Origin of the sequence: Streptomyces sp. NPDC059003, from assembly GCF_042740445.1 — a bacterium.
Taxonomy (GTDB): Bacteria; Actinomycetota; Actinomycetes; order Streptomycetales; family Streptomycetaceae; genus Streptomyces.
Window position 1 is genome coordinate 29600 of record NZ_JBHYJH010000013.1, and the last position, 24550, is coordinate 54149.

Genomic DNA, 24550 nt, shown 5'->3' on the forward strand with positions numbered 1-24550 from the left:
CGCCGCGCGTTCGCGCGGCGCCTGATGCTTCAATGCCCAGGTGAGCGAAGAACGCGTACTCGACACACTCGACGTGCAGGCCGGCATCGACGTCCTGCGCGTCTTCTGCGCGCCCGACGGGCGGTACGGCAACGAACTCGGCGTCGTGCGGGACGGCAGCCGGATGCCCGCCCGCGAGGAACGCCAGGCGCTCGCCGGGAAACTCGGCTTCAGCGAAACGGTGTTCGTCGACGACCCCGAGCGCGGCGTCATCGACATCTACACGCCCACCACCCGGCTGCCCTTCGCCGGACATCCGTGCGTCGGCACCTCGTGGCTCCTGGACGTGCCCGAACTCGTCACCCCCGCGGGCGTCGTCGAGGCCCGCCAGGACGGCGAGTTCACCTGGATCACGGCCCGCGCGGAGTGGGCGCCGCCGCGGACCCTGCGGCGGTACGGGTCGGCCGCGGAGGTGGATGCCCTGCCCGTGCCGCCCTCAGGGGAGTGGATCTACGCCTGGGCCTGGGAGGACGAGGCCGCGGGACGCGTACGCGCGCGGGCCTTCCCCGGCCGGGACGACGGCATCGTCGAGGACGAGGCGACGGGCGCGGCGGCGCTCCTCCTCACCCACGAGCTGGGCCGCGCCCTCAACATCACCCAGGGCAGGGGCTCCCAGATCCTGACGGCACCGGCGCCTGAGGGCCTGATCGAGATAGGCGGCAGAGTGGTGCTGCGGTAATTCAGCCTGTCCGGCGTTTGAGGACGAGGCGCGAAGCGCCAACAAAGGGGGAAAGGGGCGAAGCCCCATATACAGGGGTCACGCAGACTGGGGGAACTCTTCCCCCAGCTCACGGAAGACCGCGGTGTTCAGGGCGAAAGCCCGCCGGCATTCGTCCACGATCCGGTGCCGCTCCAACTCGTCCGGCACCACCACATCGAGCCGGTCGAGCAGCTCCCGATAGCCCCGCTTGAACGCCGCGGGGTTGGCGATCCCCTCGAAGACGTAGAACCGCACGCCGTCGCCCTTGCGCGCGAAGCCCCACGTCTTCTCGGCCCTGCCGCGGATGATCTGCCCGCCGGACAGGTCGCCCAGATAGCGGGTGTAGTGGTGGGCCACATAGCCGCCGGGCCAGGTCCGCGCGCACTCGCGCACCCGCGCCGCGTACGCCGCCGTGGCGGGCAGGGCCGTGGCCCGGTCCTGCCAGCCGGCGCCGCGCAGATGGGTGAGGTCCCGCTCGAGCTCGGCGACGCGCAGCAGCTCGGTCTTGATGAAGGGCCCGGCGACCGGGTCGTCGCGCAGGGCGGTCGCGCCGTCCTCGAGGGCGCGGTACACGAACCAGAGCTGCTCCGTGTACCGCGCGTACGCGTCCACGCCCAGCCGGCCGCCGAGCAGGTCGCTCATGAAGGTCGACGTCTCCGCCTCGGTGTGCTGTTCGTGGGACGCGGTGCGGATGAGCGTCGAGAACGGGGGGCGGTCGGTGGTCGACGACGAGTCCATGAGGGACCTCCGGTGCCGAGGAAGGGCGGGAAACCAGTGTGGCCAGGACCGATCATGCAAGTTAGGCTTACCTAAGTCAACCGGTTCCCGACGCCCTGTCGGTAAAAACGCTACCCGCCCCCCGGACTCACGGCAGCGTGAGGATCTCCGTCCCGGAGTCCGTCACCACCAGCGTGTGCTCGAACTGCGCGGTCCGCTTCCGGTCCTTGGTCACGACGGTCCAGCCGTCGTCCCACATGTCGTACTCGTGCGTGCCGAGCGTCAGCATCGGCTCGATGGTGAACGTCATGCCGGGCTGGATGACGGTCGTGGCGTGCGGGTTGTCGTAGTGCGGGACGATCAGGCCGGAGTGGAACGACGTGTTGATGCCGTGGCCGGTGAAGTCCCGGACCACGCCGTAGCCGAAGCGCTTCGCGTACGACTCGATGACCCGGCCGATGATGTTGATCTGGCGGCCGGGCTTGACCGCCTTGATGGCGCGGTTCAGCGACTCGCGGGTCCGCTCCACGAGCAGGCGCGACTCCTCGTCGACGTCGCCCACGAGGTACGTCGCGTTGTTGTCGCCGTGCACGCCGCCGATGTACGCGGTGACGTCGAGGTTGATGATGTCGCCGTCCTTCAGGACGGTGGAGTCCGGGATGCCGTGGCAGATGACCTCGTTGACGGAGGCGCACAGCGACTTCGGGAAGGAGCGGTAGCCGAGCGTGGACGGGTAGGCGCCGTGGTCGCACATGTACTCGTGCGCGATGCGGTCGAGCTCGTCGGTGGTCACGCCCGGCGCGATCGCCTTCGCGGCCTCCGCCATCGCGCGCGCGGCGATGCGGCCCGCGGTCCGCATCAGCTCGACGGTCTCCGGGGTCTGCACCTCCGGCCCGGTGTACGGGGTCGGCGCGGGCTTGCCGACGTACTCCGGGCGCCTGATGTTTCCGGGCACGGAACGGGTGGGAGACAGCTCCCCTGGTACGAGCAGTGACTGGCCAGACATGCCAGCGAGTCTAACGAGCGGCGATGGGGCAGCATGGCGGGAGAGAAAGGAGCCGGACATGCCCCTTTTCAAGCGGCGGACCGTCGGCAAGCCGGGTGAGTGGTACTACTGCCTGGAGCACCAGAAGGTCGAGGAGGGGCCGGAGTGCCCCGGCAAGGACCGCTTCGGCCCCTACGCCTCCCGGGAGGAGGCGGAGCACGCCATGCAGACGGCGCAGGAGCGGAACCTGGAATGGGACACCGACCCTCGCTGGCACGATGCCGCCACGCGCGGCGAGCCCGAAGACACCTGAGCGCGTGCCGCCCACCCGCCCGCGGGGTGGGCGCGGGCCGGCGGGCCGGAGGCGCGTCCGACCTGGTGCGGTCGGTGGGCGGGTGCGGGCCGGTGGGTGGTTTCGCCGCGCTGCGCGCGGCGGTTCTTCCCACCCGCCCGCCCGTTTCCACCCTCCCGCGGGGTGGGCGCCCCCGGTGGGGGTCGTCCGCCGTCGGCGGGTGCGGCCGGGGCGGCAGGTCATGGGTGGGCGGGCGGGAAGAAGCCGCCGCGGTAGCGGCGGGACGTGAGCCCCGGGCCGGTCAGGCCGTCGTGGTCACCAGCGCGCGGGCGGGGGTGTCGTCAGCTGGTCCGCGAGCCGTGAGAGCCGGTCCCGCAGGCGCTGCCGGCCCCGGGGCGCGGGCACGCCGTTCTCGCCCGCCGCCGCGCTCACCAGGTGCTGCACCGTGTCGAGGTCGAGGTCGCCGTCGCGCGGCACGGTGAGCGCCTCGTGGGCGAGGGCGCCCAGGTCGTCGTCGGGCGCGCCGAGCGCGAAGACCGCGGCGCCCGCGCGCCGCGCGTCGTGGACCCGGGCGAGCAGGGCGGGCGCGGGCGTGCCGGGCGCGACGACGAGCAGCGTCTCGCCGCGCCGCGCCGCCTCGATCCGGCCGAGGCCCACCGAGAGCCGGGCGGGCGCCCCGGGCCGCGTCCGGTGCCGCACGAGCGTCGGGGACAGCTCGGGCGTGCCGGACCAGGCGGCCTCGTCGTCGAGGTGCGCGGCCAGGTGCCACGGCTCGTACTCCCGCGTGCCCACGAGGAGCAGGCCGCCGCCGTGCGGCAGCACGCTGGAGCGCAGCGCGCCCGCGAAGCGGCGTGCGGCGGCGGGCCATTCGGTCCCGGAGAGAATTTCGCGCAGCAGCGCGACCCGTACGGCGTCCATGGGGGCGCATACTGCCTCAACGGCGCAATCGTCAGCGCGTGTTCACCGCGAATTCCCCCGGGATGGGGAAGGGGTGGGGATGTCAGTGGAGAGAGTTGAGGTTTCTGTTCCCTTCCGGGCGGGCCGCGAGGGGTACGCCAGCTTCCGGATCCCGGCCGTGGTCCGCACCCGCGGCGGCGTCGTCCTCGCGTTCTGCGAGGGCCGCGTCGGCTCGCAGGAGGACTTCGGCAACATCGACGTCGTCCTGAAGCGGTCCGCCGACGGCGGCCGCACCTGGGGGCCGCTCCAGGTCGTCGGCGCCAACGGCACGGACCTGGCGGGCAACCCCGCACCCGTCGTCCTCGACACCGGGCGGATCCTCCTCGTGCAGGTCAGGAACGCGGCCGCGGCCTCAGAGGAGGCCATCAGGCGCGGCCAGGTGTCCCCGGCCGACGGCCGCCGCGTCTGGGTGCAGCACAGCGACGACGAGGGGCTCACCTGGTCGACGCCCCGGGAGATCACCGCACAGGTGAAGAGGCCGAGCTGGCGGTGGTACGCGACCACGCCGGGCCACGCGATCCAGCTGAGCGGCGGCCGCGTGCTCGTCCCCGCCAACCACTCGCTGCCGCCGACCGGCACCGACAACGGCACGGAGGGCCGCTACAACGGCGGGCACTGCCTGCTGAGCGACGACCGCGGCAAGAACTGGCGCGTCGGGTACGTCGACGACAACACCAACGGCTACATCAACGTCAACGAGACCACCGCCGCCGAACTCCCCGACGGGCGCGTCTACTTCAACACCCGCAACGACTCCCCGGCCCCCGGCAACCGCGCCGACGCCCACTCCCGCGACGGCGGCGCGAGCCTCGTCAAGCCCTTTAGGCCGCAGTCCTGCCTCACCGGGCCCGTCGTCGAGTGCGCCGTGCTCCAGCTGCGCGACCCGGACCTGCTGCTGTTCTCCGGGCCCGCGGACCCCGGCTTCCGCGCGCAGATGAGCATCCGCAAGAGCCACGACGGCGGCACCACCTGGAAGACCGTGCACACCGTCGACGGGCTGCCCGCCGCCTACTCCGACCTCGTCCGCGTCGACCACTCGACCGTCGGACTCCTCTACGAGACGGGGGACTTCGGCGCGTACGAGACGATCACCTTCCGGCGCGTGCCGCTCGACCGGCTCGCCTGACCGCGCCCGCCGGACCCGCGGCGGCGGACGTAGGCTCTGATCATGACTTCTACGGAGAGTGTGCAGAAGGCGCCCGCGCCCGCCAAGGACCCCTGGGACCTGCCCGACGTGTCCGGGCTCGTCGTCGGTGTCCTCGGCGGGACCGGCGACCAGGGGCGCGGCCTCGCCTACCGCCTCGCCCGCGCGGGGCAGAAGGTGATCATCGGCTCCCGCGCCGCGGAGCGCGCCGCCGCCGCGGCCGCCGAGCTCGGCCTCGGCGTCGAGGGCCTGGACAACGCCGAGTGCGCCCGGCGCAGCGACATCGTGATCGTCGCCGTGCCGTGGGACGGGCACGCGAAGACCCTCGAAGCGCTGCGCGCGGACCTCGCGGGCAAGCTCGTGGTGGACTGCGTCAACCCGCTCGGCTTCGACAAGAAGGGCGCGTACGCCCTGAAGCCCGAGGAGGGCAGCGCCGCCGAGCAGGCCGCCGCGCTCCTGCCCGAATCGCGGGTCACCGCCGCCTTCCACCACCTGTCCGCGGTGCTGCTCCAGGACGAGTCGATCGAGGAGATCGACACCGACGTGATGGTGCTCGGCGAGAGCCGCGCCGACACGGACGTGGTGCAGGCCCTCGCCGCCCGCATCCCCGGCATGCGCGGCGTCTTCGCCGGGCGCCTGCGCAACGCCCACCAGGTGGAGTCGCTCGTCGCCAACCTGATCTCGGTGAACCGGCGGTACAAGGCGCACGCGGGGCTGCGCGTCACCGACGTGTAGGTCCCTGCCGCCGCGGGCGGGGCATGGGGGACACTGGTGCGGTACGTCCGTCCGGAATGCCGCGTTGCTGTGATCAGGAGCCGAACCCCATGCCCCGCCTAGCGCTCTACACCCTCGTCGTCTGCGTCCTGGCCGTCGCCGCCGCGGTGGTCTCCTTCGTCCAGGGCAGCCTCCTCGGGATCGTGTGGGTGTTGCTCGCGGGCCTGTCGTCCAACATGACCTGGTACTACTACCGGCGCGCCAAGATCGAGCGGGCGGCGAAGACGGCCCCCGCGAGCCAGTGAGCCGCCGGGCCGCGGCTAGCCGCTGATCTGCGGGATGTCCGGCTCGCCCTGCCAGAAGCGGTAGAGCCGCTGCCCCCAGTACGTGTCCCAGTTCTCCACGCCGAGGCCGCGCAGGATCGCGTCGACCGCGTCGAAGAACGCGTCGTTGACCTCCGGGATCCACAGGATGCCGAACACCGCGAGCAGGCCGAACGCCGCGAACGGCTCCACCTGGCGGCGCACGGAGTACGACAGCCACGGCTCGATGACGCCGTAGCCGTCCAGGCCCGGGATCGGCAGGAAGTTCAGGATCGCGGCCGTCACCTGGAGCAGGGCGAGGAACGCGAGGGCGTAGCGGAACGTGTCCGGCACGCCGTCGAGCGCGTCCAGCCAGAACGGGGCCGTGCAGACCACCGCGAACAGCACGTTCGTCAGCGGCCCCGCCGCCGAGATCAGGCTGTGCCGCCAGCGCCCCTGGATCCGGCCCCGCTCGATGAAGACGGCGCCGCCCGGCAGACCGATGCCACCCATGATCACGAACAGCACGGGCAGGACGATGCTGAGCAGCGCGTGCGTGTACTTCAGCGGGTTCAGCGTCAGATAGCCCTTCGCGCCGACCGAGATGTCGCCGCTGTGCAGCGCGGTGCGCGCGTGCGCGTACTCGTGCAGGCACAGCGACACGACCCAGGCCGCCGTGACGAACAGGAACACCGCGAAGCCCGGGTTGTCGGCGAACCCGGTCCACGCGGCCCAGCCGCTGACCGCGGTGACCGCGGCGATGCCGAGGAAGACGGGGCTGACACGGCGGTCGCCGTGGGAGTGGCCGGTCATGGTGCGGTGCTCCTGAGGTCTCACAGTTTCGCGCGGCGCCGTACGCCCGGCGCGGGGCGTGCCCGACCGTACAGCAGGAGTGGATGAACGTACGGGGACGGCGGGGTGGTTCCGCGGGGGTGGTGGGGGCACGGCCAGTATTCGGACACATGTATTCGGACACCCTGTGCGGGTGCTCGAGGGTGGGCGGCGGGGTGCGCACCCGGAGCGGTGACAATGGGGGCGTGCGTTACCGCGTCCTCGGCGTCACACGGGCCGTACGCCCCGACGGGACCACCGTTCCCGTCGGCGGCGCGCGCCTGCGTGCCCTGCTCGCGGCGCTCGCCCTGCGGCCGGGCCGCACCGTCGCCGCCGCCGCCCTGGTCGACGAGGTGTGGGACGGCACGCCCCCGGCCGACGCCCCCGGCGCCCTGCAGGCCCTGGTCGGCCGGCTCCGGCGCGCGCTCGGTGCCGACGCCGTCGTCTCCGGGGAGGGCGGCTACCGGCTGTGCGCGGCCCTCGACGACGTCGACGCCCACCGCTTCGAGCGCCTCGTCGGCGAGGGCACGCGCGCCCTCGCCGACGGCGACCCGGGCAAGGCGGCCACCGCCCTCGACGACGCGCTCGCCCTCTGGCACGGCGACGCCTTCACCGACCTGCCGCGGAACGGCGCGGAGGCGTCCCGCTGGGCGGCCCTGCGCCTCGACGCGCGGCGCGCCCGCCTCGCCGCGGCGCTCGCCCTCGGCCGGGCCGACTCCGCGCTGCCGGAGCTCACCGCCCTGTGCGACACCCACCCCCTGGACGAGCCCCTCCAGGCCCTGCGCCTGCGCGCCCTGCGCGACACGGGCCGCGCGGCGGAGGCGCTCGCCGCGTACGACGGCATACGCCGCACCCTCGCCAACCGCCTCGGCACCGACCCGGGCCCCGAACTGCGCGCCCTCCACGACCAGTTGCTCCACCAGGGAACGGCCACCTCGGCCGGGGCGGGCACACCTTGGGGCACGGCGATTCCTGGGGCGGCGGCTTTGTCGGGGGGTGGGGGGGCTCCTGGGTGGGAGGGTGTTCCTGGTTGGGAAGGTGTCCTCGGCGGGGAGGGTGTTCCTGGTCGGGAGGGTGTCCCCGGTCCGGAGAGTCTCCCCGGCTGGGAAGGCGTCCCTGGTCGGGAGCGCGTCCCTGGTCGGGAGGGTGTCCTCGGCGGGGAGGGTGTTCCTGGTCGGGAAGGCGTCCCTGGTCGGGAGCACGTCCCTGGTCGGGAGGGTGCCCTCGGCGGGGAGGGTGACCCCGGTCCGGAGGGTCTCCCCGGCTGGGAAGGCGTCCTCGGCCCGGACGGCCTCCCTGCTCCGGGCGGTGCCCCCGCTCGCGAGGGTGGCGGTGCCCGGGACGGCGGCGGTGCCGACTCCCCGGCGCCCGCGGCCACCGAAGCGCGCCCGGCGTCCGGAGAGCCCGCCTTCGGCTCACGCCCGGCCGCCGAGGAGGGCGCCTCCGACATACCTCCGGCGTCCGGAGGGTCCGCTTCCGAGTCGCCCCCGGCATCCGGAGGAGCCGCTTTCGGGCCACCCTCGGCGGCCGGAGGGGCCATCTCAGGCCAACCCCCGGCGTCCGGAGGGCCTGCTTCCGAGTCGCCGTCGGCATCCGGAGGAGCCACTTTCGGGACACCCCCGGCATCCGGAGGGGCCATCTCCGGCCAACCCCCGGCCAACCGTGGGGCCGCCACCGAGACACCTCCGGCCGCCGAAGGCACCGTCCACGGCGCCCCTACGACACCCGGGCCGACCCCGACGAGCCCGCCCCAGGTACCCCCCACGGGACCGACCGCCACGACCACGACTCCCGGCGCTCCGGGCGCCGTACCGGCACCCTTCGACGCCGCCGGACAGGCCGTCCCCCACACGGCTCCCACCGCTGCTCCCGCTGTCCCTGGCGCCGTTCCCGCGTCTCCGGGCGCCGCTCCCGTCGTCCCTGGCGCCGTTCCCGCGTCTCCGGGCGCCGCTCCCGTCGTCCCCGGTGCAGCTCCCACCGCCCCGGGCGCTGATCCTGCCGCCCCGGGCGTCGCTCCCGCCGCGCCCGGCGTCGGCCCCGCGACCCCCGTCTCCGCTCCAGCAACTCCCCCTGCTTCCGGCGCCCCTGGCGTCGTACCCGCGCCCTCCGACGCGACGGAACCGACCACCCCCCACACGCCCCCCGCCCCTGCACCCGCGCCCCCCGCCCCTGCACCCGCGACTCCCGTCCCCGCTCCCGCGGCCCCCGCCGCTCCCGCGCCCCCCGAGGCCACCCCCGCCCCCACAGCCCTCACCCCCACCCCACCCGGCCCCCCATCTCCGCCCCAGACCCCCACCCCCCAGACCCCAACCCCCCAAGCCCCAACCCCCCAAATCCCCGCACCGCCCCCCACCCCCCAAACCCCAACCCCCCAAACCCCCACCTCACCCCCCACCCCCGGAAACCTCCGTGCCCGGCTCACCTCCTTCGTCGGGCGGGAGGGGGACATCGATGCCATCCGGGGGGACCTGCGGCGGGCCAGGCTCGTGACATTGATCGGGCCCGGAGGGGCCGGAAAGACGCGGCTGTCGCAGGAGGCCGCCGAGACCGTCGGCGAGGCCGCGCCGGACGGCGTGTGGCTGGCCGAACTCGCACCGGTCGACGACCCGGACGACGTGCCGGAGGCCGTACTCACCGCACTCGGCGCCCGCGAGACCCGGCTGCGCGGCGCCGGCGCCGAGGAGCTGCGGGCGGCGGCCGAACGGCACGCCGACGACCCCCTCGTACGCCTCACCGAGCACTGTGCCCGGCGCCGCATGCTGCTCATCCTCGACAACTGCGAGCACGTCGTCGACGCCGCCGCCCGCCTCGCCGAGCGGCTCCTCGCCCACTGCCCGGGCCTGACGATCCTCGCCACGAGCCGCGAACCCCTCGGCGTGCCGGGCGAGTCGCTGCGCCCCGTCGAACCGCTCCCGGAGCCCTTCGCCCTGCGCCTGCTCGCCGACCGGGGACAGGCGGCACGCCCCGGCTTCCGCGTCGACGACGACGCGCGGGCCGCCGCCGAGATCTGCCTGCGCCTGGACGGCCTCCCGCTCGCCATCGAACTGGCCGCGGCCCGCCTGCGGATGCTCACGCCGCGCCAGATCGCCGACCGCCTCGACGACCGCTTCCGGCTCCTGACGAACGGCGCCCGCACCGTCCTGCCGCGCCAGCAGACCCTGCGCGCCGTCGTCGACTGGTCCTGGGACCTCCTCGACGCCGCCGAACGCGCCGTCCTGCGCCGCCTCTCGGTCTTCGCGGGCGGCTGCGACCTCGCCGCCGCGGAGGCCGTCTGCGCCACGGACGTCACGGATGCCATGGACGTCATGGATGTCGCGGACATTCCTGAGCTGCTCGGGTCGCTCGTCGACAAGTCCCTGGTCGTGGCCGCCCCTTCGGCCCGCGGCGACGTGATGCGCTACCGGCTCCTGGAAACCGTGTCCGAGTACGCGGCGCAGCGGCTCGACGAGGCGGGGGAGCGGACTGCGGCCGAGCGGGCGCACCTCACGCACTTCCGGGAGCTCGCCCGCGTCACCGACCCCGAACTGCGCGGCCACGGGCAGCGCGAGGCCATCGCGGCCCTGGAGACCGAGTACGAGAACCTGCGCACCGCGCTGCGCCGCGCCGTCGCCGCCCGCGACGAGCAGGAGGCGCTGTGCCTGGTCCTCTCCCTGTCGTGGTTCTGGCTGATGCGGGACCTGCGCACCGAGGCCCGGCACTGGTCCCGCGAGGTGACCGCGCTCGGCCCCGACCCGTTCGTGGAGCCCGTCACCCCCGTGGCGCCGCTGTACGAGCGCTGCACGGACACCCCGCCGCCCCTGCGCCCCGAGGTCCTTGAGGAGGCCCGGCGCGGTGTGCACCTCGTGGAGCTGTCCTGCATGGACATGGACCCGGAGGCCTGGCAGACCCCGCAGGCCGAGGCCAAGCTGCGCGCGATCCGCGACACCTACCGCGCGGGCCTGCCGCAGACCTGCCGGAACCCGGGCACCCTGTGGTTCTACGCCGTCCTCATGACCGGTGACTTCCGCCGACTGCGGGCGATCGTCGACGAGACCGTCGAGACCTGCCGCGCCCTCGGCTACACCTGGGAGCTCGCCGGATCCCTGCAGTGGCGCGCCAACATCCTCGCCAACCGCACCGACTGGGCGGGCGACGCGGGCCGCGACGCCGACGAGTCCCTGGAGATCTTCACGCGGCTCGGCGACACCTGGGGCATGGCCGAGGCCCTCGCCTCCCGCGGTGAGGCCCATGAGCGGCGCGGCGCCTATCTGCGGGCGGCCGAGGACTTCGAGGCCGCCATCGCGTACGCCGAGAGCCTGGGCGCCAAGGCGCAGGTGTCCCTCCTGACGGCCCGGCTCGGCGCGGCGCTCGTCGAGGCGGGCGCGGCCGAGCGGGGCGAAGCGCTGCTCAGGCGGGTCGCGGACAAGGGCGGCAGCCGTGTCCACCAGGCGCTGCCCGCCGCCCGGATCTATCTCATCGGGCTGCTCGGCCGCACCGGCCGCGTCCCCGAGGCGCGCGCCCAACTTGAGCTGCTGCGCGAGGAGTTCACGAGTATCGGCTTCGCCGTCTTCGACGGCACCGTGCTCGCCACGCAGGCCTGGCTCGACACGGTCGACGGCCGGCACGAGGACGCGCTCGCGCGCGCCCGCGAGGCCCTGGAGAAGGCCTCCGACCCGCTGTCGGTGATGGTGGCCCCGCAGCTGCTCGCCATCCACCTGGGCACCATGGCCCGCGCGCTCGCGTCGGCCCACCCGGACCGCGGCCGCGAGGCGGCCCGCATGCTCGCCGTGGCCGACCTGCGGCTGCCGCCCGGCCATGTGCCGTCCGCCCTGGAGCGGGAGATCAGGGACGCGGCCGAGCACGCGGCCCGCGCGGTGCTCGGCGACGCTGCCTACGCCGCCGCGTACGCCGAGGGCGACGGCCTCACCTGGGAGGAGGCCGTCGCCGCGGCCGGCCTGTGACCGGCGGCCGACACGTGCACGTCGTCGTGCGGGGCTGACGTCACGCCGTCACGCTCACGTCTTCGTACGGAACTTGTGGATCGCGATCGGCGCCATCACGGCCGTCAGGCCGACGGACCAGATCAGCGTCACCCACACGTCGTGCGCGACCGGCGCGCCGCCGTTCATCAGGCCGCGGGCGGCGTCGGCGAGCGACGACAGCGGGTTGTAGTCCGTGAACGCCTGCAGCCAGTCGGGCATGGACTCCGTCGGCGCGAAGATGGACGAGCCGAACTGCAGCGGCATCAGGACCAGGAAGCCCATGCCCTGGATGGCCTGGGCGCTCTTCATGACGACGCCCATGGTGAGGAAGATCCACATCAGGCCCACGCCGAAGGCCAGGGCGAGACCTATGGACGCGAGCAGGCCCGGGACGCTCTCCACGGAGAAGCCGATGATCAGGGCGACGACCAGCAGGATCGCCGTGGCGACGAGCATCCGCAGGAGCTCGACCACGATCTTGGCGACCATCACCGACGAGCGGCCGATCGGCAGCGACCTGAAGCGGTCCATCACACCGCTCTGGAAGTCCTGGTTGAAGCCCGTGCCCACACCCATGGCCATGTTCATCCCCATCATGGCCATCAGGCCGGGGATGACGTACTGGACGTACTCCTCGCGGCCGCCGCCGAGGGCCTGGCCGACCGAGCCGCCGAAGACGTACACGAACAGGAGCGTGAAGACGATCGGCATCAGGACGGCGTCGAACATCGACTCCGCGTCCTGCTTGATCCACAGCAGGTTGCGGCGGACCAGGGCGGCGGTGTGCCGCACGTGGGCGCGCGGGCCGATGCGGGCGTCGGGCGCCGACGTGGCGGCGGACTGCTGCTGTGCGGGCGGCGCGGAGGGCGCCTCCACGGTGGTGGCACTCATGCGGCGACTCCCTCGAAGTCGATGGCCTTCGAGGACGCGGCGTCCTGCGACTCGCCGGTCTTGTGACCGGTGAGGGAGAGGAACACCTCGTCCAGGCTGGGCAGTTCGGTGGCGATGTCGGACAGCGTGATGCCGCGGGCGGTGAGCGTGCCCACGACCGCCGTGAGCTGCTCGTCGCTGAGGATCGGCACCAGGACCGTGCCCGTCTCCGCGTCGACGGTGGTGGTGGCGAGGCCCGTGAGGCCCGCCTCGTCCAGGGCGGTGGCCGTGGGGTGCAGCTGGGCCGGGTCGGCCGGGCGGATGCGCAGGGTGCGGCCGCCGACCTTCGCCTTCAGCTCCTCGATGCCGCCGCCCGCGATGACCTTGCCGCGGTCGATGACCGTGAGCTCGCTCGCGAGCTGCTCGGCCTCCTCCATGTACTGCGTGGTCAGCAGGACGGTGACGCCGTCGCCGACCATGCGCTTGACCTCGTCCCAGACCTCGTTGCGCGTGCGCGGGTCCAGGCCGGTGGTCGGCTCGTCGAGGAACAGCACGGCCGGGCTGCCGATCATCGACGCGGCCAGGTCGAGGCGGCGGCGCATGCCTCCGGAGTACGTCCTCGCGGGGCGCCGCGCGGCCTCCGTGAGCGAGAACCGCTCCAGGAGCCCGTCCGCGCGGGAGCGGGCCTCCTTGCGGGAGAGGTCGAGCAGGCGCCCGATCATGTAGAGGTTGTCCCAGCCGGTCAGCTTCTCGTCCACCGAGGCGTACTGACCGGTGAGGCCTATCACGCGGCGCAGCTGGCGAGGCTGGCGCAGCACGTCGTACCCGGCGACGAAGGCGGTGCCGGAGTCGGGGGTGATGAGCGTGGAGAGGCAGCGGACGAGCGTGGTCTTCCCGGCGCCGTTGGGGCCGAGGACACCGAGGACCGTGCCCTCGTGGACGTCCACGTCGACGCCGTCCAGCGCCTTGGTCTCGCCGTAGTGCTTGACAAGACCCCGTACCGAAACGGCGCTGCCCGCGCCGCCCGCTCCCCGTTGGGGCTTGTTGTCGATGCGTGTCATGCCTTCCATGAGATCAGGCACCACCGACAATCCACCGACAGATCTCCTACAGGCAGACGACAGCCCGCCGATAGGGGGTTGTCGGCGGGCTGTCGAGGGTGCCGCAGTGGCTCAAAATGTGCCTCGCGATGCGGCACGCTGTGCCGGATGGCTAGGGGGGCCGCTAGTGGACGGCGTGCTCCGGGGCCGGGAAGGCACCGCCCACGACGTCCTGTGCGAAGGACTTCACGGCCTGGCCCATGACGCCGCGCAAGTCCGCGTACTGCTTCACGAACCGCGGCATCTTGCCCGGCGTGAGGCCCAGCATGTCGGTCCACACCAGGACCTGGGCGTCGCACTCGACGCCGGCGCCGATCCCGACGGTCGGGATGTGCAGGGACCGGGTGACCTCGGCGGCCAGCTCGGCCGGTACGAGTTCGAGGACGACCGCGAACGCGCCCGCGGCCTCCGCGGCCTTGGCGTCGCGGAGCAGCTGCTGGGCCGCCTCCTCGCCGCGTCCCTGGACGCGGTAGCCCATCGTGTTCACGGACTGCGGGGTCAGGCCCAGGTGGGACATGACGGGGATGCCGGACTGCACGAGCAGCTCGGTCTGGGCGAGCGACCGCTCCCCGCCCTCCAGCTTGACCGCGCCGACGCCCGCCTCCTTGACCAGGCGGGTCGCCGAGCGCAGCGCCTGGACGGGGCCCTCCTGGTACGAGCCGAAGGTCAGGTCGGCGACGACCAGGGCGCGGCTCGTGCCCCGGACGACGGCCGAGGCCATCACGGCCATCTCGTCGAGGGTGACGGGCACGGTGGTGTCGTACCCCAGGTGGCAGTTGCCCGCGGAGTCGCCGACGAGCAGGACCGGGATGCCGGCCTCGTCGAAGACCGACGCGGTCATCGCGTCGTACGCGGTGAGCATGGGCCACTTCTCGCCGCGCTCCTTGGCGGCGGTGATGTCGCGCACGGTAATGCGGCGCGTGCCCTTGCCGCCGTACAGCGCCTTGCTGCTGTCGGGTGTCTGCCCCTGGGGGGCAGGGCTCTGGGCAGCCGAAAGCTGCGTCATCGCAACGGCTCCTTCTGTCGTCTCGAGGCGCCCTGACGGCGTCCCCGGATCACCTCCATGGTGGCATCGCGTGCCGCCCGGCGGCTAGGGGGGTTTCTTCCAGCCATTTCTGGTGGCTCCCCGGGAGGGAAAACCCCGGTAAAGCCTTTTCCAATACGAGACGGTCTCGTATCGAAATGTGTCTAGGCTGGATCGCATGACAACACCTGCCGCCCCCGGCGCTCCCCGCATACCGGAGGCCGTCCACCGGCGCCGCTGGGCGATCCTCGGCGTCCTGATGCTCAGCCTGCTGATCGTCGTTCTCGACAACTCGATCCTGAACGTCGCCATCAAGACCATCTCGACACCCGAACCCACCGGCCTCGGCGCCACCCAGGGCGAGCTCGAGTGGGCGATCAACTCCTACACGCTCGTCTTCGCGGGCCTGCTGTTCACCGCGGGCCTGCTCGGCGACCGGATCGGCCGCAAGAAGATCCTGATCGGCGGACTCGTCGTCTTCGGCATCGGCTCCGCGCTCGCCGCGCAGTCCGGCTCGCCCGTCCAGCTCATCGCGTTCCGCGGGGTGATGGGCCTCGGCGCCGCCTTCGTGATGCCCGCGACGCTCGCCGTCCTCATGAACGTCTTCGAGCGCGAGGAGCAGCCCAAGGCCATCGGCATCTGGGCCGGCGGCGTCGGCCTCGGCGTCGCGATCGGCCCGATCACCGGCGGCGTGCTGCTCGACCACTTCTGGTGGGGCTCGGTCTTCCTCATCAACGTACCGATCGTGATCATCGCGGTCGTCCTGATGCTCGCCCTCGTGCCGGACTCCAAGGACCCCAGGCCCGGCCGCATCGACCTCGTCGGCGTCGCCCTGTCGGTCGTCGGCCTCGTGCTGCTCGTCTACGGCATCATCAAGGGCGGCCAGCTCGCCGACTTCACCGACCCGGCGGTGCTCGCCACCGTCCTCGCCGGTCTCGCCGTGCTCGTCGGCTTCGTCTGGTACGAGAAGCGCAGCGACCACCCGTCCATCGACATCTCGTACTTCAAGAACCGCGTCTTCTCGGCGGCGATCACCGCGATCGCCCTCGTCTTCTTCGCGCTCATGGGCGTGACGTTCTTCGCGGTCTTCTACACGCAGAGCGTGCGCGGCTACTCGCCGCTCGAGACCGGTCTGTTGATGCTGCCGCTCGCCGTCGCCCAGCTGATCTTCGCGCCGCGGTCGCGGCTCGTCGTCGAGCGGTTCGGTGTCCGGGCGGTGTGCGCGGGCGGCCTCGGGCTCGTCACCGTGACGCTCATCGGCTTCGCCACGCTCGACGCCGACACCCCGATCTGGGTCATGGAGGTCATCTTCTTCGTCATGGGCGCGGGCATGGCGCACATCATGACGCCCACCAGCGTGGTCATCATGCAGGCGCTGCCCCGCGAGAAGGCGGGCTCCGCGTCCGCGCTCAGCAACACCTTCCGGCAGGTCGGCGGCGCGCTCGGCATCGCCGTGCTCGGCTCGGTGCTCTCCACGGCGTACCGCGGCGGGGTGGAGGACGAGCTGCGGATGCTGCCCGAGGGGATGCGGCACACCGCGGGCGAGTCCATCGAGGCCACGCTCGGCGCCGCCGCGCGGCTCGGGCCCCGGGGCGAGGCGCTGGTCTCGTCGGCCAACGACTCCTTCCTGCACGCGATGCACGTCACCGCCCTGTGCGGGGCGGGCGTCGCCCTCCTCGGCGTAGTGATCGTCACCCTGTTCCTCCCGGGCAAGCCCCCCACCCGGCCGACGGACCGGGCCACCGAGTCCACGGACGACCAGGCCCCGGTACCCGCGAAGTCCTCCTGAGCTCCGACCGGGGATGCCCTGAGCTCTACCGGCAGGCGCCCGGCGCGCGGGCTGTGCCCACCCGTCCCGCCCTCTGGGCGGACCAGCTGCCCACAGCGGGAACAGCGGGCCGGGTGCCGCTGCCGCTACCGCTGTGGGCAATCGTCCCGCAGGGCGGGACGGGTGGGCACAGCCCACGCGCCGGGCGCCGCCCAGTCGGAGCTCAGGGATCAGGGGGACGCCCCGGGACCAGGGACCAGGGAGAATCACGGGACCCGCACAACCGCAGAGGAGTCGACACCGTGGAGAACGGCCACCCCGCCGAAGGCGCCCCCGCCCGAGGCCGCCCCCGCAGCGAGGCCGTCGAGCGGGCCATCCTCGACGGCGTCATCGCGCTCATCGAGGACGGGGTGCCGCTCGCCGAGCTGTCCATCGAGCGGATCGCCCGCACCGCGGGCGTCGGCAAGGCCACGATCTACCGGCGCTGGAGCGGCAAGGAGGAGATCTTCGTCGACGTCCTGCGCACCCTGGAGGAGCCGCCCGCCGTCCTGCCCGGCACCTCCATGCGCGACGACCTCGTCGCCCTCGTCGAGCAGCTCCGCCGCCGCGGCCTCAACATGCGCGCCTCCGCACTTCTTCACAATGTCTTCGCGCAGATGAAGAGCCTGCCAAAGCTGTGGGACGCCTACCACGCGATGGTCATCGACCCGCAGCGCCGCAGGGTGTACGACGTCCTGCGGCGCGGCGCCGAGAACGGCGAGCTGCGCCGGGACGTCGACATCGTCCTCGCCAACGAGCTCTTCGTCGGCCCCATGCTGCTGCGCACCGTGCTGCGCCCCGACGCCCCCCTCGACGAGGACCTGGCCGAGCGGATCGTCGACACGGTCCTCGAAGGGCTGCGGCCCCTGGACCGGACGGGGCGTACGAGCGTGGAGTGAGGCGCCGGAGCAAGGCCCCGGAGTGCGCCCGGCCGCGGGCCCCGGGATGCTAGCGTGGCGCCCCCTGAACCGCCCATGACCCGCGGGCAATATGCACGTTTCGTCACAGTACGCGGACCTGCGGGCGCATCCGGAACCTCTCGCGCCCCCTTGCTCGTCCTCGTGCCCGTACGGCCGTTCCAGGACGGCGGGGACGCACCCGATCATCGCCTAGGGTTTCCAGGGCGGGGACGACGGTGTGCACGGCAGTCAGTGAGGCGACGAGAGTATGGCGCAGGCGTACAAGGCGGAGACGGACAGCGGTGGCGCGCGGCCCGAGCGCCCGGGCTCCCGGCTGCGGCGCTTCGCCGACGGCTGGCGGGACCACCCCGGCATCTGGCGGCGCGGCCTCGTCACGGCCGGGCTCGCGGTCCTGCTCGGCCTGATCATGCTCCTTCACGCCCAGATCCCCAACGGCGTGGGCAACCTCGGCAGTCTCACCGAGACGTTTCTGCCCTGGCTCGGCGTCTTCGTCCCGGTCCTGCTCGTCATCGCCGTCGTCCGCAAGTCCGTGACCGCCCTGATCGCCCTCCTCCTCCCGGTGATCGTCTGGCTCGACGCCTTCGGCGGCCTCATCACCGACAAGTCCGGCAGCGGCGGCGACCTCATGGTCGCCACGCACAACGTCAACGCGGACAACCCCGACCCGGCGGGCACCGCGCGCGACGTCGCCGCGTCCGGCGCGGACGTCGTCGCCCTCGAGGAGCTCACCTCCGCCGCCGTGCCCACGTACGAGAAGGCCCTCGAAGGCACGTACAAGTACCACTCGGTCCAGGGCACCGTCGGCCTGTGGAGCAAGTACCCGCTGACCGGCACCAAGCCCGTCGACATCAAGCTGGGCTGGACCCGTGCGATGCGCACGACCGTCAACACCCCCAAGGGCCAGGTCGCCGTCTACGTCGCGCACCTGCCGTCGGTGCGCGTCAAGCTCGACGCGGGCTTCACCGCCAACCAGCGCGACAACAGCGCCGACGCGCTCGGCGAGGCCATCTCCCACGAGCAGCTCGGCAAGGTCGTCCTGCTCGGCGACCTCAACGGCACGATGAACGACCGCGCCCTGAACGCGGTCACCTCGCAGCTGCGCTCCACGCAGGGCGCCGCGGGCGACGGCTTCGGCTTCAGCTGGCCCGCGTCGTTCCCGATGGCCCGCATCGACCAGATCATGGTCAAGGGCGTCGAGCCGGTGGCCTCCTGGACGCTGGGGCGGACGGGCAGCGATCACCTGCCGGTGGCGGCGCGGGTGGATCTCTGACGGTCGCCCGTCATCCGTTCTTGACGCCGTGGAGCACCCCGGCGCGGAATACTCGGTGCGGCCGCCTTTGTTCCGTACGTAAACTTACGGGTTCCCCTCGCCCGCTTCCCCCGCGCCCCTGGAAGGTTCCTCCATGCCCCTGGCCCTGCTCGCCCTCGCCGTGGGCGCCTTCGGCATCGGCACCACCGAGTTCGTGATGATGGGCCTGCTGCCCAACGTCGCCGACGACCTCCACATATCCATCCCGATCGCCGGGCACCTCGTCTCCGCGTACGCCCTCGGCGTCGTCATCGGCGCCCCGCTGCTCGCCGCCGTCACCGCGCGCCTTCCCCGGCGCCGGGTCCTGATCGGCCTGATGGTCCTGTTCGTCGTCGGCAACGCGCTGTCGGCCGCCGCCTCGGACTACCACCTGCTCCTCGCCGCCCGCTTCCTCAGCGGCCTGCCGCACGGCGCCTTCTTCGGCGTCGGCGCCGTCGTCGCCACCGGGCTCGTCGCGCCCGAGCGCAAGGCGCGGTCCGTTTCGCTGATGTTCCTCGGTCTGACCGTCGCCAACGTCGTCGGCGTACCCGTCGCCACGCTCATGGGCCAGCAGCTGGGCTGGCGCGCCACGTTCCTCGCCGTCAGCGCCATCGGGCTCGCCGCCATCGCCGCCCTCGCCCTGCTCGTCCCCGCCGACCACGGTGAGGGCGCCGCCGTCGGCCTGCGCGGCGAGCTGCGCGCGCTCGGCTCGCTGCCCGTCTGGCTCGCCCTCGGTACGACCGTCGCGGGCTTCGGGGCCCTCTTCGCCGCGTACAGCTACGTCACGCCGATGCTCACCGACTCCGCCGGGTTCGCCGAGGCCAGCGTGACGCTGCTGCTCGCCCTCTTCGGCGTCGGCGCCACCGCCGGGAACCTGCTCGGCGGGCGGCTCGCCGACCACGCCCTGCGCGGCACCCTCTTCGGCGGGCTCGCCTCCCTGGCCCTCGTCCTCGCGCTCTTCCCCCTCTTCATGCGGGCCGAGTGGAGCGCCGCGGTCGGCGTGACCCTGCTCGGTACGGCCGCCTTCGTCACGGGGTCGCCCCTTCAGCTCATGGTCATGGAGAAGGCCGCCGCCGCGCCGTCCCTCGCCTCGTCGGCGAACCAGGCGGCGTTCAACCTCGCGAATGCCGGTGGTGCGTGGATCGGGGGGCTCGCCCTTGCGGCGGGCTTCGGGGTCACGTCCCCCGCCGTGGCCGGGGCCGGGCTTGCCGTTCTGGGGGTGGGGGTGGCGGGCCTCGCCTACGCGGTCGACGTCCGTCGAGGGTCCGCCGGGGGCCGCCTCATCGCCACGAACACCCACCCCACCCGAGTCCACACCTGACCCACCCCGACGGTTCCCCGCCCACCCCTCCCCGCCGCTACCGCCGCGGCTCTCTCCCACCCGCCCGCCCGTTTCCACCCCCACGCGGGGTGGACGCCCCTGGCGCTGGTTGCCCGCCACCGGCGTCTGCGGCTCCCTGCCGCTCAGCTTCCACCCGGACGCGGGGTGGGAGCCTCTGGCGGTGGCTGCTCGTCGTTGGGGTACCGCGGCTCTCCGTCGCTGCCGCGGCGGTTTTTTCCCACCCGCCCGCCCGTTTCCACCCCCACGTGAGGTGGACGCCCCTTGCGGGGGTGGTTCGTCGTTGGCGTCTGCGGGCTGTAGGCGCCGATGGTGCGCAGCCCCCACGAGGAGCATCCACCCCGCGGGAGGGGGTCACGGGCGGGCGGGTGGGAACAACCGCCGCGGTAGCGGCGGGGCTGTCTGCCGGGCGGTAGACGCCGATGGTGTGCAACCACCATGAGGAGCGTTCGTCCTGCGGGAGAGGGGCACGAGTGGGCGGGTGGGGAACTGCCGGCGCGGTAGCGGCGGAGAGCCGCAGGCGCCGATGGTGTGCAAGCCCCACGAGGGGTGTTCGCCCTGGGGGAGGGGGTCACGGGTGGGCGGGTGGGAGAGAATCGCCGCGGTAGTGGCGGGGAGGGGCGGGCGCCGACGGCGAGTAACCCCCACAAGGGGCGTCCACCCCGCGTGGGGGTGGAAACGGGTGGGCGGGTGGGAAAGGTTGGTCAGAGGCTTTCGCGCCAGGCGTTGGTGATGGGGAGGCGGCGGTCCTTGCCGAAACCCTTCGCGGAGATCTTCGTCCCCGGCGGATACTGCCGCCGCTTGTACTCCGCGGCGTCCACCATCCGCAGCACCTTCGCGACGAGCCCCGCGTCGAACCCGGCGCGGACGATCGCGTCGGCCCCCTGATCCCGGTCCACGTACAGATCGAGCATCGCGTCGAGGACCTCGTAGTCCGGCAGGGAGTCGGTGTCCACCTGGTCCGGGCGCAGCTCCGCGCTCGGCGGCTTGGTGATGGAGTTCTCGGGGATCGGCGGGGTCTGCCCCCGCTCGGCGGCCGCCCCGTTGCGCCACTTGGCGAGCCGGAAGATGGCGGTCTTGTACAGGTCCTTGATGGGCCCGTACGCGCCCACCGAATCCCCGTACAGCGTCGAATAGCCCACGGCCAGCTCGGACTTGTTGCCCGGCGCGAGCACGATGTGGCCCTCCTGGTTGGAGATCGCCATGAGCATCGTGCCGCGCAGGCGCGACTGCAGGTTCTCCTCGGCGAGCCCGCTGAGCCCCAGGGACTCCATGTACGCGTCGAACATCGGCGCGATGGGCACGGTACGGAGATTCAGCCCCGTGCGCCGCGCCAGCTCCTCCGCGTCGCCGATGGAGTGCTCGGAGGAGTAGCGGGACGGCATGGCGACCCCGTACACGTTCTGCGCGCCGAGCGCGTCGCAGGCGATGGCCGCGGTGAGCGCCGAGTCGATGCCTCCGGAGAGCCCGATGAGCACGGACCGGAAGCCGTTCTTCGCGACGTACGCGCGCAGGCCCACGACGAGCGCCGAGTACACCTCCTCGTCGTCGTCGAGCCGCTCCGCGTAGCCACCGGTGAGCTCCGCCTCGTACGGCGGCAGCGGGTCCGCGGAGATCGTCACGTGCTCGACGCGCAGGCCGTCGTCGACCACGCCCGACGGTGGCGTCGCCGCGGCCGCGGGCAGCTCCAGGTCGAGGACCACGCAGCCCTCCGCGAACTGCGGTGCCCGCGCGATGACTTCGCCGTCCCTGTCGACGACGATCGAGTCGCCGTCGAAGACCAGCTCGTCCTGGCCGCCGATCATCGCGAGGTACGCGGTGGTGCAGCCCGCCTCCTGGGCGCGCTTGCGGACCAGTTCGAGGCGCTGGTCGTCCTTGTTCTGCTCGTACGGAGAGGCGTTGACGGACAGGAGCAGGCCCGCCCCCACCGTGCGGGTCGCCGGGACGCGGCCGCCGTCCTGCCACAGGTCCTCGCAGATGGCGAGGGCCACGTCGACACCGTGGACGCGGATGACGGGCAGCGTCTCGCCGGGCACGAAGTAGCGGAACTCGTCGAACACGCCGTAGTTCGGCAGATGATGCTTGGAGAAGGTCAGGGCCACCTCGCCCCGGTGCAGCACGGCGCCCGCGTTGCGGGGCGCGCCGGCGGGCTGGCCGTAGCGGGGCTTCGCCTCGTCGGTGCGGTCCAGATAGCCGACGACGACGGGGAGTTCGCCCAGGCCCTCGTCCACGAGGCGGGTCGCGAGGGCGACCAGGGCGTGGCGGGACGCGGAGACGAAGGACGAGCGCAGGGCGAGGTCCTCCACCGGGTAGCCGGTCAGCGCCATCTCCGGGAACGCGACGAGGTGCGCCCCCTGCTCGGCGGAGTGCCGGGTCCAGTGGACGATCGCCTCGGCGTTCTGGGTGAGATCGCCGACGGTCGAGTCGATCTGATTCAGGGCGAGGCGTAGTTGAGGCACGGGCTCAGTCTAATCGTCAAAGCGACGCGATGCTCCTGGGTGGGGCCGCGAGGCCCCTTCGGGGGAGGGTGCACCGTGGTCGCCGGGTGCGTCTTTTCGGTGCGGGTGTGCCCCGGCGTGCGCCTCGTCCGTCGTGGTGCGGGGCCGCGCCGGTATGTCCGTACTCGCCCGCATGGCATCCGTCGTACGGCGGACGCGGGTCGTCCCGTGTCACCTGGCTCCGTTCGGACATACCGGCACGGCCCCTCCCGTTGTTTCGCGGCTGCGGCCCGGTGGGTGGTGCGCTGTGGGCTGCGGCGGGCGGGGGCCTGGCGGCTCCCGCCCGCTCACGGGGCGGGTGTCAGCGGCGGTAGCCCAGGACCGTCATCATGCCTGCCTCCGCGTGGTAGACGTTGTGGCAGTGGATCATCCACAGGCCCGGGTTGTCCGCGTCGAAGTCCACGGTCAGCGAGCCGTTCGGCAGCACGATCGCCGTGTCCTTGCGGGGGCGGCCGGGGGCGTTCGCCAGGGCGAAGGTGTGCCCGTGGAGGTGGAGGGGGTGCCACATCGACGTGGAGTTGGTGAACTCCAGGCGGACCCGCTCGCCCGCGCGCACCGGGTGGCGCTGGTCGGGGGAGTAGGGCTTCTTGTCGAACGCCCAGTCGTACTTCGCCATGCCGCCCGTCAGCCGGATCTTGAGCGTCCGGTCCGGCTTGCGGGGCCGCAGGGCCACGGACTCGTCCGCCGTGAGCTTGTCCGCCAGCAGGACGCGGCCCTTCAGCTCCTTGGGGCGGGTGGAGGGGGACGGTGTCGTGCCGGTGCCGGTGCCGGTGCGGAGGATCGCCTGGGCCGCCGCCTTCTTGCCCTCGGCCACCGCGGTCAGGGGGAACACACCGTCCTTCGCGGTGACCAGGACGTCGTAGCGCTCGCCCATGCCCAGGAGGAGGGCGTCCGTCTTCGTGTGCCGCACGGGGAAGCCGTCCGTGTGCGTGACCGTCAGCTCGTGGCCGCCCAGGGCCACGCGGAAGGCCGTGTCACCGCCCGCGTTGATCAGGCGCAGGCGGATGCGGTCGCCCGGCCGTGCGCGGAAGGACGCGGGGGACTCGGGCGTCCGGCCGTTGATCAAGTAGTGCGGGTACGCCACGTCCCCCGCGTCCGGGCCGAGGACGTCGCTGTTCGCCCCCATCAGCATGCGGGAGGGGGCGGGGTTGTTGGTGCGCGAGGGGGTGGGTTCCTTGGTGGGGGAGGGGGTGGGCTTCTTGGTGGGGGCGGTGTTCTTGGAAGGGGTGGGTGCGGACATCTGTGACATGTCGTGGCCCTCGTGGGCGCCGCCTCCGCCGTGGTCCATGCCGCCGCCCATGCCGCCGCGCAGCTCCTTCAGGATCGCGTCCGGCGTGGAGCCGTCCACGCCGTCCACCCAGTCGTCCAGGACGATCACCCACTCCTTGTCGTACGCCAGCGGCTCCTTGGGGTCGTCGATGATCAGCGGTGCGTACAGGCCGCGGTCCTGCTGGGTGCCCGAGTGGGGGTGGAACCAGTACGTCCCCGGGTGCGGGGCCTTGAAGCGGTACGTGAAGTCGGCGCCCGGCTTGATGTCCCGCTGGGTGAGGGCGGGGACGCCGTCCATGTCGTTGCGCAGGGCCAGGCCGTGCCAGTGCAGGGTCGTCGGCTCGGGGAGGTGGTTGGCGAGGGTGACCGCGAGCGTGTCGCCCGCGGTGGCGCGGATCTCCTTGCCGGGCAGGTCGTCGCCGTACGCCCAGGACTTGACCGTGCGGTCGCCCAGGTCGAGCGTCGCCGGCATGGCCATGAGCTTCAGCTCGCGCAGCCGGCCGCCGCCGGGGCGCTTCTTCTCGGCGGCGGCGACCTCCTGGCCGGTGGGCGTCACATAGTCCGCCGTGGACGGGCCGCCCTTGCCGCCGTGGCCGGAGTGGGAGCCTCCGCCGCCGGAGCAGGCGGTCACGAGCCCCGTCCCGGCGGTGGCGAGCGCGGCGCCGAGCAGGGCGCGGCGCGATGTACGGGTGGTGAGTGTGCGCATGGCTGAGTGCACCTCGTCTGTGTGGTGTGTGCTGTGCGTGCAGATGGGCGCGTCTGCTGCTTCTGGTACACCGGTCGGCGTCCGCGG

Annotated in this window: 19 protein-coding genes and 1 pseudogene; 11 read left to right on the forward strand and 9 right to left on the reverse strand. The window is 72.9% G+C overall.

Annotated elements, in window-relative coordinates:
• The first annotated feature begins 40 nt into the window (after positions 1 to 40).
• Positions 41 to 718 (forward strand): PhzF family phenazine biosynthesis protein, encoded by a 678-nt coding sequence (locus tag ACFWZ5_RS08465; RefSeq protein ID WP_384796844.1) that lies wholly within the window; start codon positions 41 to 43, stop codon positions 716 to 718.
• Positions 719 to 796: 78 nt separating this feature from the next.
• Here the strand turns inward: ACFWZ5_RS08465 and ACFWZ5_RS08470 are convergent, their stop codons facing one another.
• Complete coding sequence (locus ACFWZ5_RS08470) at positions 797 to 1477, reverse strand: heme oxygenase (biliverdin-producing) (protein WP_384796847.1); 681 nt, start codon at positions 1475 to 1477, stop codon at positions 797 to 799.
• Between the two features lie 127 nt (positions 1478 to 1604).
• Positions 1605 to 2462, reverse strand: a complete 858-nt coding sequence (map, locus tag ACFWZ5_RS08475; protein ID WP_384796850.1) for a type I methionyl aminopeptidase — start codon at positions 2460 to 2462, stop codon at positions 1605 to 1607.
• A 58-nt stretch (positions 2463 to 2520) separates the two neighbouring features.
• Between map and ACFWZ5_RS08480 the strand changes: the two genes are divergently transcribed.
• Positions 2521 to 2754 (forward strand): hypothetical protein, encoded by a 234-nt coding sequence (locus tag ACFWZ5_RS08480; protein WP_384796853.1) that lies wholly within the window; start codon positions 2521 to 2523, stop codon positions 2752 to 2754.
• A 294-nt stretch (positions 2755 to 3048) separates the two neighbouring features.
• Here the strand turns inward: ACFWZ5_RS08480 and ACFWZ5_RS08485 are convergent, their stop codons facing one another.
• Positions 3049 to 3651, reverse strand: a complete 603-nt coding sequence (locus tag ACFWZ5_RS08485; protein ID WP_384796856.1) for a hypothetical protein — start codon at positions 3649 to 3651, stop codon at positions 3049 to 3051.
• Positions 3652 to 3730: 79 nt separating this feature from the next.
• Here ACFWZ5_RS08485 and ACFWZ5_RS08490 point away from each other — a divergent pair, with 79 nt between their 5' ends.
• Genes ACFWZ5_RS08490 through ACFWZ5_RS08500 form a run of 3 tightly spaced genes read left to right on the forward strand, consistent with a single transcriptional unit; the run spans position 3731 to position 5853 of the window.
• Entirely contained in the window at positions 3731 to 4816 is a 1086-nt protein-coding gene (locus ACFWZ5_RS08490; RefSeq protein ID WP_384796859.1) for an exo-alpha-sialidase, read from the forward strand.
• Between the two features lie 42 nt (positions 4817 to 4858).
• Positions 4859 to 5569, forward strand: coding sequence for an NADPH-dependent F420 reductase (gene npdG, locus ACFWZ5_RS08495; protein ID WP_384796862.1), 711 nt, complete (start codon positions 4859 to 4861; stop codon positions 5567 to 5569).
• Positions 5570 to 5592: 23 nt separating this feature from the next.
• Complete coding sequence (locus tag ACFWZ5_RS08500; RefSeq protein WP_384796865.1) at positions 5593 to 5853, forward strand: hypothetical protein; 261 nt, start codon at positions 5593 to 5595, stop codon at positions 5851 to 5853.
• Positions 5854 to 5868: 15 nt separating this feature from the next.
• Here ACFWZ5_RS08500 and ACFWZ5_RS08505 read toward each other — a convergent pair whose 3' ends face one another.
• Positions 5869 to 6663: a site-2 protease family protein gene (locus ACFWZ5_RS08505; protein WP_384796868.1), complete on the reverse strand. Its 795-nt coding sequence runs from the start codon at positions 6661 to 6663 to the stop codon at positions 5869 to 5871.
• A 149-nt stretch (positions 6664 to 6812) separates the two neighbouring features.
• On the opposite strand from ACFWZ5_RS08505, the pseudogene ACFWZ5_RS08510 reads away from it, so the two are divergent.
• Together ACFWZ5_RS08510 and ACFWZ5_RS08515 are read left to right on the forward strand one after the other, a co-directional pair.
• A pseudogene (locus ACFWZ5_RS08510) lies at positions 6813 to 7691 on the forward strand (BTAD domain-containing putative transcriptional regulator); the annotation flags it as partial.
• Positions 7692 to 9167: 1476 nt separating this feature from the next.
• On the forward strand, positions 9168 to 11621 hold the full coding sequence (locus ACFWZ5_RS08515) for an ATP-binding protein (protein ID WP_384890562.1): 2454 nt from the start codon (positions 9168 to 9170) through the stop codon (positions 11619 to 11621).
• Positions 11622 to 11675: 54 nt separating this feature from the next.
• On the opposite strand, the gene ACFWZ5_RS08520 is transcribed toward ACFWZ5_RS08515, so the two are convergent.
• From ACFWZ5_RS08520 to panB, 3 genes are all read right to left on the reverse strand, one after another.
• On the reverse strand, positions 11676 to 12533 hold the full coding sequence (locus tag ACFWZ5_RS08520; RefSeq protein WP_384799918.1) for an ABC transporter permease: 858 nt from the start codon (positions 12531 to 12533) through the stop codon (positions 11676 to 11678).
• Complete coding sequence (locus tag ACFWZ5_RS08525; RefSeq protein ID WP_384799915.1) at positions 12530 to 13573, reverse strand: ATP-binding cassette domain-containing protein; 1044 nt, start codon at positions 13571 to 13573, stop codon at positions 12530 to 12532. Before ACFWZ5_RS08525 ends, ACFWZ5_RS08520 begins: the two co-directional genes overlap by 4 nt.
• Positions 13574 to 13736: 163 nt before the next feature.
• Positions 13737 to 14618 carry a 3-methyl-2-oxobutanoate hydroxymethyltransferase gene (gene panB / locus ACFWZ5_RS08530; protein ID WP_384799912.1) on the reverse strand — a complete coding sequence of 294 codons (882 nt, stop codon included), beginning with the start codon at positions 14616 to 14618 and terminating at the stop codon, positions 13737 to 13739.
• A 196-nt stretch (positions 14619 to 14814) separates the two neighbouring features.
• Here panB and ACFWZ5_RS08535 point away from each other — a divergent pair, with 196 nt between their 5' ends.
• The 4 genes from ACFWZ5_RS08535 to ACFWZ5_RS08550 all read left to right on the forward strand — a co-directional run bounded on the left by ACFWZ5_RS08535 (position 14815) and on the right by ACFWZ5_RS08550 (position 19972).
• Positions 14815 to 16425 (forward strand): MFS transporter, encoded by a 1611-nt coding sequence (locus ACFWZ5_RS08535; protein WP_384799909.1) that lies wholly within the window; start codon positions 14815 to 14817, stop codon positions 16423 to 16425.
• Between the two features lie 281 nt (positions 16426 to 16706).
• Entirely contained in the window at positions 16707 to 17342 is a 636-nt protein-coding gene (locus ACFWZ5_RS08540; RefSeq protein ID WP_384799906.1) for a TetR/AcrR family transcriptional regulator, read from the forward strand.
• A 268-nt stretch (positions 17343 to 17610) separates the two neighbouring features.
• Complete coding sequence (locus tag ACFWZ5_RS08545) at positions 17611 to 18633, forward strand: endonuclease/exonuclease/phosphatase family protein (RefSeq protein ID WP_384799903.1); 1023 nt, start codon at positions 17611 to 17613, stop codon at positions 18631 to 18633.
• 133 nt (positions 18634 to 18766) lie between these two features.
• Positions 18767 to 19972, forward strand: coding sequence for an MFS transporter (locus ACFWZ5_RS08550; protein WP_384799899.1), 1206 nt, complete (start codon positions 18767 to 18769; stop codon positions 19970 to 19972).
• A 722-nt stretch (positions 19973 to 20694) separates the two neighbouring features.
• Here ACFWZ5_RS08550 and ACFWZ5_RS08555 read toward each other — a convergent pair.
• Positions 20695 to 22449, reverse strand: a complete 1755-nt coding sequence (locus tag ACFWZ5_RS08555) for an NAD+ synthase (RefSeq protein WP_384799896.1) — start codon at positions 22447 to 22449, stop codon at positions 20695 to 20697.
• Between the two features lie 340 nt (positions 22450 to 22789).
• The gene (locus tag ACFWZ5_RS08560) at positions 22790 to 24463 is read right to left on the reverse strand and encodes a multicopper oxidase family protein (RefSeq protein WP_384799893.1); all 1674 of its coding nucleotides are present in this window, start codon (positions 24461 to 24463) and stop codon (positions 22790 to 22792) included.
• Positions 24464 to 24550: the final 87 nt, after the last annotated feature.